This window comes from Pseudomonas syringae group sp. 26L6 (genome assembly GCF_032587815.1).
In the GTDB taxonomy this organism is placed as follows: Bacteria; Pseudomonadota; Gammaproteobacteria; order Pseudomonadales; family Pseudomonadaceae; genus Aquipseudomonas; species Aquipseudomonas amygdali.
In genome coordinates this window covers 1-13,108 of record NZ_JAWHPJ010000010.1, presented here as the reverse complement: position 1 = coordinate 13,108, position 13,108 = coordinate 1, and the positions used below count along the sequence as shown (strand labels likewise).

Annotated in this window: 7 protein-coding genes; 1 reads left to right on the top strand and 6 read right to left on the bottom strand. The window is 60.9% G+C overall.

Annotation, left to right across the window (positions count from 1 at the left end; all coding sequences use genetic code 11):
• Positions 1 to 382 precede the first annotated feature (382 nt).
• The 6 genes from RYA97_RS04100 to pvdM form a co-directional block, all read right to left on the bottom strand.
• Positions 383 to 2,788: a TonB-dependent siderophore receptor gene (locus tag RYA97_RS04100; protein WP_054068186.1), complete on the bottom strand. Its 2,406-nt coding sequence runs from the start codon at positions 2,786 to 2,788 to the stop codon at positions 383 to 385.
• Positions 2,789 to 2,977: 189 nt separating this feature from the next.
• Positions 2,978 to 5,209 (bottom strand): TonB-dependent siderophore receptor, encoded by a 2,232-nt coding sequence (locus RYA97_RS04095; protein WP_046835022.1) that lies wholly within the window; start codon positions 5,207 to 5,209, stop codon positions 2,978 to 2,980.
• A gap of 307 nt (positions 5,210 to 5,516) precedes the next feature.
• Positions 5,517 to 7,193, bottom strand: coding sequence for a cyclic peptide export ABC transporter (locus RYA97_RS04090; protein WP_002552935.1), 1,677 nt, complete (start codon positions 7,191 to 7,193; stop codon positions 5,517 to 5,519).
• Between the two features lie 69 nt (positions 7,194 to 7,262).
• Positions 7,263 to 8,129: a formylglycine-generating enzyme family protein gene (locus RYA97_RS04085; protein ID WP_005745226.1), complete on the bottom strand. Its 867-nt coding sequence runs from the start codon at positions 8,127 to 8,129 to the stop codon at positions 7,263 to 7,265.
• 48 nt (positions 8,130 to 8,177) lie between these two features.
• Positions 8,178 to 9,458, bottom strand: coding sequence for an aminotransferase class V-fold PLP-dependent enzyme (locus tag RYA97_RS04080; protein WP_117140610.1), 1,281 nt, complete (start codon positions 9,456 to 9,458; stop codon positions 8,178 to 8,180).
• Positions 9,451 to 10,845 carry a pyoverdine-tailoring dipeptidase-like protein PvdM gene (gene pvdM, locus RYA97_RS04075; RefSeq protein WP_117140609.1) on the bottom strand — a complete coding sequence of 465 codons (1,395 nt, stop codon included), beginning with the start codon at positions 10,843 to 10,845 and terminating at the stop codon, positions 9,451 to 9,453. The genes RYA97_RS04080 and pvdM overlap by 8 nt, the downstream gene beginning before the upstream one ends.
• A gap of 183 nt (positions 10,846 to 11,028) precedes the next feature.
• On the opposite strand from pvdM, the gene RYA97_RS04070 reads away from it, so the two are divergent.
• Positions 11,029 to 12,663, top strand: coding sequence for a hypothetical protein (locus RYA97_RS04070; RefSeq protein ID WP_005745229.1), 1,635 nt, complete (start codon positions 11,029 to 11,031; stop codon positions 12,661 to 12,663).
• Positions 12,664 to 13,108: the final 445 nt, after the last annotated feature.

The following is a 13,108-nucleotide window of genomic DNA, read 5'->3' as shown; positions in this document are numbered from 1 at the left end:
AAGCGTCACGCACGACATTCCCACGCGGAGCGTGCGGAACGATAATCCCAACTATCGTGCGGCGCTCCGCGTCGCATGCAGTTCTGGACGCTCTGCGTCCGGTCTTGAGGTTGCGGCGCGGCACAGATCTGTGACGCAGAGCGTCACGCACGGCATTCCCACGCTGGAGCGTGCGGAACGATAATCTCGACTATCGTGCGGCGCTCTGCGTCGCATGCAGTTCTGGACGCTCTGCGTCCGATCTTGATTGTGCGGCGCGGCGCAGATCTGTGACGCGGAGCGTCACGAACGGCATTCCCACGCGGAGCGTGCGGAACGATGACCCCAACTATCGTGCGACGCTCTGCGTCCGGTCTTGATTGTAAGGCGCGAGCGCGGGCTTCTAAAAATCGCCGCGCAACGTCAGGACGTAGTTGCGCGGGTCGCCGTAGTAGTTGCCGCGGTCGATGTCGCCGGTTGCCTTGTAGTATTTGCGATCCAGCAGGTTGTTGCCGTTGAGGGCCACCGACCAGTGTTCATCGATCCTCCATGAGGCGCGTGCGTCCCAGATGGCGCGGCCAGGGTTGTCGATGGGCTGGGTCGACTCGTGCTCTGAGTAGCCGCTTTGCGCCGACACACCGCCGCCGACGGTCAGTCGACGCCAGGTGCCGGGCAGGTTGTAGCTGCTGGACAAGCGCAGCATGTGCCGGGGTGTTTCTGCTGAAATCGATTTCCCGTCGCTGCCGCGCGTGAGGTTGAAGGTGTAACCGGCCAGGGTCTGCAAGCCCGGTAACGGTTCACCGCTGATCTCCATGTCGATACCCTTGCTGCGCCGGATGTCGCCATTCACATAGCAGGTGCCGTAAGCGTCGTTGCTCAGGCACTGGCCCGCATTGGCATCGTCCTCGACCGCTACGTCTTTCTGTTTCACATAGAACAGCGCAAAAGACACGTTCAGACGCTTGTCGAACAACTCGCCCTTGATGCCGGTTTCATGGCTGGCACCGATGGCCGGGTCAAGAAATGCGCCGGATGCCGTTCTATAACCGCTTTGCGGCAGGAAGATATCGGTGTAGCTGGCGTACCACGACCAGTCTCGGTTCAGATCGTAGATCACGCCAACGAACGGCGTGACCTGGTTTTCCTCTTGGGCGCGAGTAGTCACGCCTGCGGACTGGCTCTGATAGTCATACCAGCTGACCCGGCCGCCCATGACCAGGCTCAACGACTCGCTCAGGCTCAGGCGCAGGTTGCTGTAAACGCCATAACGCTTGTCGCTGTAGTCGGTGCTGCGCCAGGCCGGACGCGCAGGTTCAGCAATCGCGTCGTGATCGGGATTGAAGATGTCCAGCGGCCGATTGCTGTTGACGGTGGCATAGCGCGAATCACGTTTTTGCTCAGACCAGTTGCCGCCGATGGTCAACTGGTGGGTCAGGCCAAAGGCGTCGAAACGACCGTCCAGATGGCTGTCGAAGCCGTCGCTTTGCAGCGTGTCCGAGCGAAACAGGGTTCTGACCAGTCGTGAACCGCTCTGGGTCGCAGGGTCTATGGCGCCTTGTGCGTAGGCGACTTTCTGATCGAAAGCCCCATCGGAGTGAGTGGCAGACAGTGTGCCGCTCCAGTTTTCGTCAAAGCGGGTTTCCAGTTCGCTGAACACTTCGTCGGTGCGGGTCTGATGACGGTTCCAGTCCTGGGCCAAGGAGGTGGAGCGCGGCAGATCGATGGCCTTGCCGTTGCTGTAGCGGGGCAGGCCGAAAATCGAATAGCCGTGGGTATCCGCGCTTTGATGGCGCAGGCCCAGCGTGAGTGTGGTGTCTTCGCTCAGGTCGGTTTCCAGAATGCCGTACAACAGCGGCGCAGTCTTTTTCAGGCCGTCGATGAAGTATCCACGGTCTTCGTAAGACGTGACAAAACGCCCGCGCACGCTGCCCGAGTCGTTGAGCTTGCTGCTGCCATCCAGATCGACCCGGTACTGGTCCCAACTGCCGGCGCGGGTGGTGATCGAGAACTGCGGTAAGGCGGTCGGCCGTTTGCGCACCAGATTGACCGCGCCACCGGGGTTGCCCGCGCCGATCAACAGCCCGGCAGCACCGCGCAGCACTTCAACGCGGTCGTAGATCTCCGTGTCCGGGGTCATCCAGCCCGTCACGCTGTAACCCTGACCGGCCACGCCATCGATGGTGTAGCTCTCGTCTTCCAGCGCGAAGCCCCGCGAGCTGAACACATGAGAGCCAAAGTTGCGTTGCGAAAAGGTGATGCCAGGCGTCTGCGCCATCACCTCGTCGAGGCCGTTGAGGTTTTTGTCGTTCATCAATTGGCGGGTCATGACCGTGACCGATTGCGGGGTTTCGCGCAGCGATTGTGACGTCTTGTTGATGCTCACGCCGGTCGCCGCATACGAGCCGCTGCCCTCGGTGGTGATACCGAACGGGTCGCCCTTGATCGCCACCGGCCCAAGGTTCATGGGTTGCGCGGACGCCGCGCTGCCGAGGGTCAGCGTATCGGCCTCGAGGTTGTGCGTTACGCCAGCCTGTTTCAGCAGATCCGCGACCGCCTGTTCAGGCGTCAACCTGCCCTGCACCGGGCTGCTGAACTTGCCGTTCACATCATCGGGGTTGTAAAGAATTTGCAGGTCGCCCTGGCGCCCCAGCTCTTTAAGGGCGCTGTTCAAGGGTTGTGCGGGGATATCGAAGTCGAACTCTTCAGCCAGTGCCTCGCCCTGAAAAGCCAATGCCAGCACCAGCCCGCCCAGACGCAAGCCAAGCGTTTTCACGCGGCCTGTGCGCAGACGGCTGAAGGGTGTTGGCATGGGAAGGAGGGCTCATTGAAATCGAGGGTGCAGGATAAATGCAAATTCCTGTGGGAGCGAACTTGTTCGCGAAGACGGTCGTTCAGACAATGCGTTTTCGGAGAACATACTGACTTCTTCGCGAACAAACGAAGCGTCGCCCGGCTCGCTCCCACGGCCTTCGGCCAGAATCAAAAGCCTGGACTCAGATCAGAAATCCCCCCGCAAGGTCAGGACATAGCTGCGCGGTTCGCCGTAGACGTTGGAGCGGTCGGTGGCGATCGAGGTGCTGTAATACTTGCGGTCGAAAAGGTTTTCGGCGTTGAGCGACACCTTCCAGTTCTCGTCCAGTTTCCACGAGGCTCGCGCATCCCAGATGGCCTTGCCAGAAACGCCCAGCTGTTTGTTGGACGGCACTTCATAACCCGAATCTGCCGACACGCCGGTGCCCAGGGTCAGGCGGTTCCATGTGCCCGGCAGGTTGTAGCTGGTGTTGAGGCGCAGCATGTGTTTCGGTGTTTCGTAGGCTACATCTGCATCGCCATTGTTACGCAGCATGTTGAAGGTATAGCCGCCGAATACTTGCAGGCCTGGCAACACTTCACCGCTGGCTTCGACGTCGACACCCTTGCTGCGACTGATGCCGTCCTGCAGGTAGCAGGAGCCGTCGGAGCTGGTCGGGCAGGTCTGAGTTGTGTTCACGTCCAGCGCGGCGACATCTTTCTGTTTGATGTAGAACAGCGCCATCGACAGGTTCATGCGCTTGTCGAACAGTTCACCCTTGAAGCCCGTTTCGTAGTTGGAACCGATGGCCGGGTCCAGCGGCGAGCCGCCTGCGGTTACGTAGTTGGCTTGTGGCGTGAAGATGTCGGCATAGCTGGCGTACCACGACCAGTTGTCGTTGATGTCGTAGATCAGGCCGGCGAACGGGGTGAATTCCTGAGTCTGCTTGGATTCGTAACTGTTGGCCGCGCCGGTTTTGACGTCGTACTTGTAGTCATACCAGCTCAGGCGGCTGCCCAGAACCACGCTCAACGGCTCGCTCAGGTGAATACGCGTGTTGGCGTACAGGCCTGCGCGTTCTTCGGTGGTGTCGATGTCGGTGGTCCAGGCCGGACGGACCGGTTTGGCGAAAGCGCTCTGGTCGACATCAAAGACGTTGACTGCGGTGCGTCTCGTCACGGTCGCCTGATGCGTGTTGGCGTCCTGCTTTGACCAGTCAGCCCCCAGGGTTACCTGATGCTCAAGGCCGAACGCGTTGAAGTTACCTTCAAGTTGACTGTTCAGACCGACGCTGTCGACCTCGTCCTTGCGAAACAGTGTGCCCTGAAAATTGGAGCCCGCCAGCGTCGTTGGGTTTACTGCGCCTCGTGCGTAGGCAATGTTCTGATCAAAACCGCCCTGCGAGTAAGTAAGCGACGTGCGGCTGGTCCAGTCCTCATTGAAGCGATGCGCGACTTCGGTAAAGACCTCGGTCATGTCGCTTTCAAGACGGTTCCACTTCTGCGCCAGATTGGTCGAGCGCGACAGGCCCAGCGACTGGCCGTTGCTGTAGCGCGGCAGGCCGTAGATCGAGTATCCATTGATGACCTGTTCCTGGCGACGCAGGCTCATGGTCAGCGTGGTGTCATCGCTCAGGTCGGCTTCGACGATGCCGTACAGCAGCGGGGTGCGGCTGTCGCGCCCATCCAGGTACGAACCGCTGTCATCGTAAGCCGCGACCATGCGCCCGCGCAGCGTACCCGAATCGTTGAGCTTGCCGCTGCCATCCAGATCGACGCGGTACTGATCCCACGAACCTGCGCGAGTGGTGATCGAAAATTTGTTGTCGGCGGTCGGGCGTTTGCGCACCAGATTGACCGCGCCACCGGGCTGACCGGCACCTACCAGCAGGCCAGACGCGCCGCGCAATACCTCCACACGGTCATAGATGGCCATGTCCGGCTGCATCCAGCCGGTGATCTGATAGCCCTGGCCGCCAATGCCGTCGACCAGAAAGCTCTCCGCCAGCAGCGAGAAGCCGCGCGAGGTATACACGTGACCGCCGAAGTTACGGTACTGGAAGGTGATCCCCGGAGTGTCTTCCAGAACCTTGCTCAGGCTGTTGAGGTTGTTGTCATCCATGACTTGCCGAGTCACCACGCTCACAGATTGCGGTGTTTCACGCAGCGACTGTGGCGCGCCCTTGCCGATACTTACCGCGCCGGTGGTGTAAGAGCCAGTGCCGTCAGTGGCGGTGCCCAGGTACTGCGAGTCGATCGCGGTCGGGGCCAGGTTGACCGTGCCCGTAGTGGTCGAACCGTCTGCGGCGGTTTCCTGTGCCTGGCTGGCCACCGGCATACAGAGCGCAAGGCCCATGGCCGCCATGGATGGCCGGGAGCGGAACATCTGACTGAGCATCAACGCTTTGCTGAGCGGGGTAAGTCGTGACGGGTTGTGCATGAATTGGCTCTTTCCAGTGGGTATCGGCAAGGAGATTGAGAGCGTTGTTCAGGTCTGCGCAGTCGGGTTCAGCCGTCGACGGGGCAGGCGTGAGCAACTTTTTTATAAGGTGCTGCGCGGGAGATGGCTGTGCACGCAATTCGCTGTTAATGAGAACGAAAGCGAATAACGTTTATTTAATGAATTTTTCACAATTCCGGAAAAAAGATGGCGCTTGGCTATCTGATTAGGGCGGGTATGGCTTCGCCGGGTAACAAAAAGCCCCACTCGCGGACTGGCCGGGCGGGGCTTTCGAGGCGTGGATGAATCAGGCCGGAATGGTTTTTTCGTAAGTGTCGTTCTGCACCTGCTCGACCTGAATCTGCCCGGTCTGCATGCGTACCAGTTGGTCGGCGATGTAGAAATAGCGGTCGTCATGGGAGATGACGATGATGGTCTTGCCTTGCTGCTTCAGCTCCGGCAGCAGTTCGGTGTAGAACACGCGCCGGAACGCCGGGTCCTGATCAGCGGCCCACTCGTCGAAGACCAGCACCTGACGCTCGTCCAGCCACGCGTTTATCAGCGCCAGACGCTTGCGCTGACCGGTCGACAGGTCGGTGGTGGTGAAGGCACCGTCCTTTATGCTGACCTTGTGCGCGATGTCCAGCCGCTCCAGGTATTTGCCGGCGTCTTGCGGCAGCGCGGCCTGCCCCTGCAACGGCTCATCAAACAGGTAGTAATCGGCAAAGATCGTAGTGAATAACTGGCGGTAGTCATCCAGGTTTTCCGGGGTGACGGTCTGCCCATTGAGGCGGATTTCGCCCTGTTGCGGCGTGTACAGACCCAGCAGCAGCTTGATCAACGTGGTCTTGCCACAGCCGTTTTCGCCGACGATGAACACGATATCGCCCTGTTTGATGCTCAAATCGACCGGGCCGAGATGAAAGGCGTCGCTGCCCTCGACCGGCGGGTAGTCATAGCGCAGGTTGTGCAGTTCCAGGGTTTGCATATTGGCCAGCGAATTGGGGCGGTCGCTGACCAGCAAGTGGGGTTCGGGGTTGGAAAACTTCCACGACAGTTCGGCGATACGGCGCATGGCGATCTGCGCGCGGCTGATGCCGGGCAGGGCGGTAATCAGGCGTTCCAGCGGGCCTTTCATGTACAGCATCACCAGCACGAAGCCGCCCAGCACGGTTTTTTCAGTGGTCGGCCACATGGCCTGGAAGGCGATGGCGATGCCGATCACGGCAAAGAACAGCATCGAACCGAAGGTTTCCGCGCTGACGAAAATGTTGGCGGCGCGAATGTTCGAGCGGCAGATGTGCTCGGTGGCACCGTGAATCTTCTCGTCGAGCATGTGCTGGCGACGCTTGCGCTGAATGCGCAGCTCCTTGGCACCCGCAGATAGCGCCTGATAGTGCTTCTGCAATTCGTCTTCGCTGTTGCGCGCCGCCAGAATGCTGCGCATGCCGTACGCATGGGCCAGGTACTGCGCGCCGGTGCCGAGCACCACGGTGAGCACGGTCAGCGCCAGAATCTGCCAGGACAGCAGTGCCAGATAGGTCAGGCAGCCCAGGGTGACGGTGAACGAGATGACCATCGGTGCGACCGACAGGGCGAAGGTGCTGATGGTGTTGACGTCGTTGAGCAGCACCGGAATCAGACGGTGCGAGCGATAACGCTCCAGTTGCTCGATGGGTGCCACCAGCACCTTGGCAGCCAGCTCGCGGCGCAGGTTGGCGACCACGCGCTGGCCAACGTAGTTGGTCGACAGGTTGGACAGTGTCGAGCAGGCCAGGGTCAGCACACACAACCCGGCGAACAGCAGCGCGGTCTGCGTGTCCGGTCCGCCGGGCATGTTCATCGCATTGTTGATGGTGGCCAGCAGGCCGGTGACGCTCAGACCGCTGACAATCCCCAGCACGGTCGACAGCGCCACCAGCCACCAGAAGGGCTTGAGGATTCTCAGGGTTTCCCGGGCGAGGCTTTCAGTTTTGCGGGTCATGGTGTGTCTCGTCAGTGTCCGTGAGTGCGGCCCGCGTCTGTCGCAGGCCGCAGGCGCGCATGAAGTCCGTTACAGGTCGCGGGCGACCCGGAAACCCAGCCAGTCGCCGCGTACATCCGGCTGACGGCTGTTGCGGTTGCCGGAGCGGGAGAAGATCGGCGCTTCGGTCCAGTCATTGCCGCGAATCATTTTCCAGGTGCAATCGCCGGCCAGCCACGCGCTGCCGTCAGTGGGTGCGCCGTTGTAGTTGCTGGTCTCGCAATCGGCGGTCCATTCGTAGACATTGCCGTGGGCGTCGTAAATGCCGAAATCGTTGGGGCTGTAGCTGCCAGCGGGCGCGGTGTAGCTGAAGCCGTCTTCCGGGCCGTAGGTGTTGGCGTGTTTGGCGATGCTGTAGGGCTTGCCTTCATCCATCGGGAACGGGAAAGAGCCCTTGCTGCCGCCACGTGCCGCGTATTCGCGCTGCGCTTCGCTGACCATGTGATAGGACTTGCCGGTCTTCTTCGACAGCCATTCGACATAGGCCTTGGCTTCGTTCCAGTCCATGCACACGGCGGGCTGGCGCGCCGTCAGCGGGTAGCGTGGCTTGCCGGCCTTGCACTCGCGGCCAGGGCGGGTATCGCCGTCTGGCATCTTGTAACCGGAGCTCTTGATGTAGGCGTTCCATTCGCCACTCAGTACCTGAAAGCGGCTGATGGCGAACGGTTTGGCGAAGGTCACGTTGTGCAGCGGACCTTCGTCCGGCTGGCGACCCATTTCTTCCTCGGGTGCGCCCATGGTGAAAGTGCCTGCAGGCAGCACGACCATTTCCGGGCAATCCTTGCAGTCCTTGAACACTTTTCCGGGCGCGGGTACTGGCGCGGGCGTGGCGGCGAGGGTGGTGCCGCAGAGCAACAGGCCGAGCAAAGCGGAAAGGGGCAGCAGTGTTTTTTTCATGACGGGTCTCGATAGAAAACGGAAAACAGTGGATTCAGTGCGTGCACGTCAGCTGCGCTGGCTGAGCAGGGCCATGAATCGATCGATTTCGGCCTCGTTGTTCAGCAATCCGGGCGCGGTGCGCACCACCGGGCCGACATCACGGCTCACGGCGTCCACGACCATGCGTTGTTTCATCAGCCAGGCGGCCACCTCGTCGCTTTCCTGGCCCTTGAGCCGGAAGAAACTGAAACCCGCCGACAGTGTCGGGTCCATCGGTGTCACCAGTTCGACGTTGGGCTGCGCCTTGAGGCGCTGCTTGAGGTAGCTGTTAAGCTCGTGAATGCGCGCCTGCACGTCGGCTTTGCCCAGTTGCAGGTGCAGCTTGAACGCCTCGTTCAGTGCCCAGCGGTGTTCGAACGAGTGATAGCCGCCGGGCGTCATGATCGTGCTGAAACCGGTGGCTTCCGAGAACGTCGGGATCAGTGGGGTGAGGTCTTTGACCTGCTCCGAGCGGGCGCAGACAATGCCTGTACCGCGCGGGCCGAACATCCACTTGTGAGTGCCGGCGACATAGAAGTCGCACTTCATGTCCGGGAAATCCAGGTTCTCGACGCCAAACCCGTGTACGCCGTCGACCACATACAGAATGCGGTCTTTGTCGTCACGGTTGCGGTTGTGTTCCTCGACCAGATCGCCGATGGCGCCGATAGGCAATTTCACACCACTGCCGGACTGCACCCAGGTCATGCCCAGCACTCGCGTCTTCGGCTGAATACTGCGCGCAATGGAGCCGATGATTTCGTCTGCCGACACGGTCGCCGGGTCTTTGAACAGGCGAATCTTGCGCACCTGAGTGCCTTCGCGCTGCTGGCGGAATTTGAGGATGTCGCGGGTACAGGAATGCTCGTGCTCGGTGGTCAGAATCTCCTGATCCGGGCGCACATGCAGACCGCCGTAGATGATCGCCAGCCCTTCGGTGGTGCTGCCGGTGAGGGCGACCTGGCCAGGCTGGGCATTCAGGTACTTGCCCGCCCAGACGCGAACTTCATGTTCGCGGCGCTCGGTTTCCCCCAGGTCCCAGTCCATCGCCAGTCCGGGGTTGCGGTCGATGCGCGCGCGATGCTGTTCGATGGCCTCGCGAACCGGAGTGGGGTGCGAGGTGACCAGAAAGTTGGAAAGGTGGACGTAATCCGGGTCCTGATTGAACAGCTGTTTCAAGCGCGCCCATTTGTCTGTGGATGTCGGTGCAGGTGCGGACGCCAGTGCCGTTGACGCAAGACCGGAGCCCAGTGGCAAGGCTGCGGCCAGCACTCCGGCCTGTTTGAGGAAGGTTCTGCGGTCAGTCATGAGCGGTAGCGCCTGATGTTCGGCTAGCGGCATTCGAAAGGTTGGTTTGTTTCGCATCCGGACGCGCCGAAGCCTGCACCTGCTCCCAGACGCGCAGAAAATTGCCGCCCCAGAGCTTGGTGATATCCGCTTCGGCGTAACCGCGCTCGATCAGCTCGGCGGTCACGTTGCGAACCTCGCTGACATCGTTGAAGCCTTTTACGCCACCGCCATCATTGAAATCGGAGCTGATGCCGACATGGTCGATACCGATCTTTCTGACCGTGTAATCGATGGCGTCGACGAAATCCTTGACCGTGGCCTTGGGTTCTTCTTCAAGGATCGCGTACAGCTTGCTGGCGTAGGCACCGAAGCGCTGTTCCGGCCAGACCGTGATAATCGCGTCGCCGGGCATCAGTGCCATGGCCAGGTTGGGCAGTGGCGGCAGGTCGAAGTCCTTGCGCAGGGCGTTGAGCTTGTCCTGGGTCTTCTGGGTCAGCGGCTTCAAATAGGCCGGGAAAGCCACGATCTGCACCACGCCGCCACTGCGCTTGATGAGCTGCATTTCCTCGTCGCTGAGGTTGCGCGGGATGTCCACCAGCGCACGCGGGGCCGAGTGCGAGGCGACCATTGGCGTACGGCTCAACTGGCTGACCTGCTCCAGTGCCTTGCTCGACATTTGCGAGACATCAATGATCACGCCCAGGTCGTTGAGGCGCTGCACTGCCTGCTTGCCGATTTCCGACAGGCCGCCCAGTGCGTCGGGCGTGTCGTTTAGAAAGGGCAGGGGGCGTGAAGAGTCGGCCCAGCTGTTATTACCGACGTAACTGAAGCCGAACATGCGCATGCCGCGCGCTGTCCAGTGGTCCAGCAGGCTCAGGTCATTGCCCAGCGGGTAGGCGTTGAGCATGCTGATAAAAATCGCAAACTTGCCCTCGCCGTGCAGGCGGCGCATGTCGTCGGGGGTATAGGCGATGCCGACCTGATTGGGGAAATCCCGAACCATGCCGGTGATGATCTTGTAGCGCACTTCCTGCTGGTGGCGCGCTTCGTCGACAAAGCCGGGTGTCGGGCGATGCGGGGCATTGTCGCCGTTCCAGATTTCCGGCCAGCCGAATACCGTCAGTGCTGCGCCGGACAAACGCCCGCGTGCGGTTTTCACTAGGTCGAACTGGCCCGAACCGTCCTTGTCGGCTTCATTGCCCTCGCTGCCGAATTTCATCGGCACGGTGATGTGGCTGTCGAAGGAAATGATCCGCTCTTGCAGGTCGTCGGCCTGCTTCATGACCTTGACAGGGTAACCGGCAGGCGACCAATAATTCCAGGCCAGAAAACTCGCGCCTGCACTGATGGCCAGGGCCAGCGGCAGGCCGATGAAGAGAGCCTTTTTCCAACGCGGTCTTGTCATTTCCGTCTCGTTCAGATTAACCGTTGCGCAGCCTGCAAGGGCTGTTGCTATCTGGTGGAGAACGAGCGGATGGGCGAAAAATTTAGCGCCGTATCCTGGATTCGGACGCTGAGCTAAATTTGTCTGCCGGGTTTACGTTCTAGCTTGGATAACGGCTGTCTCGGTGCTGGAACAGGTAGGGTAATGACGATTTCTCGACGAGGGTTCATAGCAGGGCTGGCGCTGACCGGCGCGGCAGTTCCGGCTGCCTATTATGCGCATCGGGAATTCACCCGTGTCGAGGAACCCGTGACACCGGGCGAGGCCACGGCCGGGCCCGCAGATACGTCTACCCAGCGCCTGGCCGACAAGCTGCGCGGGGTATGGACGCTGCGTTTCGAAGGGCGTGATGCCGGGCTGGCCGATGCGCCGATTGAAGGTCTGGAAATGTTTCTCGACATTGCCCCGCGCGGTCGCGGCCTGCGCGGTTATATCGATACGCCGGAGCAATTGCGCAGCGACGCACAGCCACGCTTCCGGGTGATTGGCGACCTGCAACCGGCCAACGCGGCAAAGCTGTATCTGCGGGTCATGGATGGCCATGCTGGCAATGATCCGCACAGCGACACTCCGGATTACGAATTCAGCCTGACCCTTGATGAAGTCTGGGGCGCGTTCGGCAATGCGGGCAGCGGCACGTTGAGCGGACGTATCGAACGTCTGGACCGGCCGTTGGCCCTGCCGGAGCTGGAAAACCGCCTGATTGCCATCAAGCAGGTGTTCCCTGAGGCGCGCGAGCGGGTCGGCCTGAGTCCGCCGTTTCTGGCCTGGCTGGTTTCCAAGGAGCATCGCTTGTTTCACCAGCTGTGGCATGCCTCTCGGGACAAATGGCACAAGCTGCCCGAAGACAAGCGTGACGCCCTGCGTGGTATCGGCTGGCAGCCGGGGCCGCGCGAGAAAGAGCGTGATGCGCGTGGCCCGCACAAGGACCGCAACGGTTCGGGTGAAGACTTCTTTTACATGCACCGGCACATGCTGATTCAGGCGCGCAAGATTCAGGACCTGCCGTCGTGGCCGCGGTTTCCGTTGCCTCAGCCTGAGCTGGAGCGTGACCGGTTGGGTTTCGCACGTTATTTCGATAATCACGACGGTTGTTCGCTGCCGCCCAACTGGCTGGCTCAGGGCGATGAGGAATACACGCAACTGGTCAGCGATATCAAAAGCCACGAGACGTTTCACACGCACTTTCAGGTCTGGGAGTCGCAGTACCGCGACCCGCGCTTTCTGTCGAAGCTGACGTTGGGGCAGTTTGGTTCGCAGGTCGAGCTGGAACTGCACGACTGGTTGCACATGCGTTGGGCCTCCGTCGCTCGCGACCCCGCCAACGGCCAGCCGGTGCCCATGGCGCGTCGTTCGGACGACTTCGCCGAGCGCTGGTTCAAGCCGGAAAACGACTTTCTCGCCGATCCGTTTTCATCGCATGTGAACCCGGTGTTCTGGATGTTTCACGGCTGGATCGACGACCGCATCGACGACTGGTTCCGCGCCCATGAGCGCTTTCATCCGGGTGAAGTGAAGCGCCTGGAAGTCAATGGCGTGCCGTGGTTCGCGGCGGGCCGCTGGGTCGAAGTCAGCGACCCGTGGCTGGGGCCGGAAACCCACGGCTGCAGCACCGTGCCCGGGCAGGCGGCAGGCACGACCATGGAAATGGACCCGGAAGTCATGAAGCTTGCGCTGCGTATTACCTTTGCGGCGGATGACAAATTGAGCAACCTGCTACGCCGCGTGCCACGCAGGCCGTGGTATGCGCGCAATCTGTTGCCGGACAGGTGGTTTTAGCGAACGGTCGTTGAGATGATCGTTCCGCACGCTCCAGCATGAGAATGCAGGTCATGACGCTCTGCGTCGCAAAGAGGACGCGGAGCGTCCCGAACGGCATGCGACGCAGAGCGTCGCACGATAATTGAGTTATCTGCGCAGACCGACGCAGAGCTTCAATACGATAGTTGGGATTATCGTTCCTCACGCTCCAGCGTGGGAATGCAGGTCTCGACGCTCTGCGTCGCAAGAGGACGCAGAGCGTCGCACGATAATTGAGTTATCTGCGCACACCGACGCAGAGCTTCAGTACGATAGTTGGGATTATCGTTCCTCACGCTCCAGCGTGGGAATGCAGGTCTCGACGCTCTGCGTCGCAAAGAGGACGCGGAGCGTCCCGAACGGCATGCGACGCAGAGCGTCGCACGATAATTGAGTTATCTGCGCAGACCGACGCAGAGCTTCA

Excerpts from the sequence above, each read along its gene's own strand:
- RYA97_RS04085 (WP_005745226.1), bottom strand. The coding sequence starts at position 8,129 with ATGAAAAAAACACTGCTGCCCCTTTCCGCTTTGCTCGGCCTGTTGCTC.
- RYA97_RS04100 (WP_054068186.1), bottom strand. The coding sequence starts at position 2,788 with ATGCCAACACCCTTCAGCCGTCTGCGCACAGGCCGCGTGAAAACGCTT.
- RYA97_RS04090 (WP_002552935.1), bottom strand. The coding sequence starts at position 7,193 with ATGACCCGCAAAACTGAAAGCCTCGCCCGGGAAACCCTGAGAATCCTC.
- RYA97_RS04080 (WP_117140610.1), bottom strand. The coding sequence starts at position 9,458 with ATGACTGACCGCAGAACCTTCCTCAAACAGGCCGGAGTGCTGGCCGCA.
- RYA97_RS04070 (WP_005745229.1), top strand. The coding sequence starts at position 11,029 with ATGACGATTTCTCGACGAGGGTTCATAGCAGGGCTGGCGCTGACCGGC.
- RYA97_RS04095 (WP_046835022.1), bottom strand. The coding sequence starts at position 5,209 with ATGCACAACCCGTCACGACTTACCCCGCTCAGCAAAGCGTTGATGCTC.
- pvdM (WP_117140609.1), bottom strand. The coding sequence starts at position 10,845 with ATGACAAGACCGCGTTGGAAAAAGGCTCTCTTCATCGGCCTGCCGCTG.